Source organism: Frankia sp. CcWB2 (assembly GCF_977927585.1).
Genome location: NZ_CDWRCM010000050.1, coordinates 1650 through 2282, shown reverse-complemented (window position 1 = coordinate 2282; position 633 = coordinate 1650). Strand labels below are relative to the sequence as shown.

The window sequence follows — 633 nt, the reverse complement described above, 5'->3', positions numbered from 1 at the left end:
GGGTCGCCGGCCGGCACGTCGCCCGCTGTACGGTGGCCCGGCTCCTGCGCGGGGACGGTCTGCGCTGGGCTGCCACACCCGGCGCCGATCCTGGCGTCGGCCCCGATGGCGAGACCGGCGCGGCGAACGAGCCGGCCACTTGGAAACTGTTCCTGCGGCTGGTCGCACGCGAACGGCCGATCGCCCTGCTCGTCGATGATTTCCACCTGGCCGATCATGCGCTTTCCAGCTTCGTCGCCGGCCTGACCGGCCTGACCGGCGTGCCGCTGCTGGTGGTCGTCACCGGACGACCGGCGTTGTTCCGGCGGGAACCGGCCTGGGGCGCAGCGGAGGGCCACGTCGCCACACTGTCCCTCGAACCGTTTCGGCCTGCCGAAGCCGACCGGCACAACGACCCCGCGTCCGGCCTCATCCCAGCTCCCTACCAGCCGGACGGCGAGGACAGGACCGGCTCGTTCCGGACGACGCCTCCGGCCGACATCGATGCCTGGCCGGGCGATCGACGTCACCACGGCCGTTCGCGCCCGGCCCGGTGGCAGTGAGAGTGCCTCGACCGAACATCGATCGCCCGTCGTTTACTGACAGCCTGCGGAGAATAGTTTTCCGGCCGGACCGCACCGGGGGCCGCCAGTC

The 633-nt window shown here is 71.9% G+C and carries 1 pseudogene; it reads left to right on the top strand.

The window, feature by feature from the left end:
• Nucleotides 1-542 (top strand): annotated as a pseudogene (locus ACY45C_RS07745) (hypothetical protein); the annotation flags it as partial.
• Between the last annotated feature and the right edge of the window lie 91 nt (nt 543-633).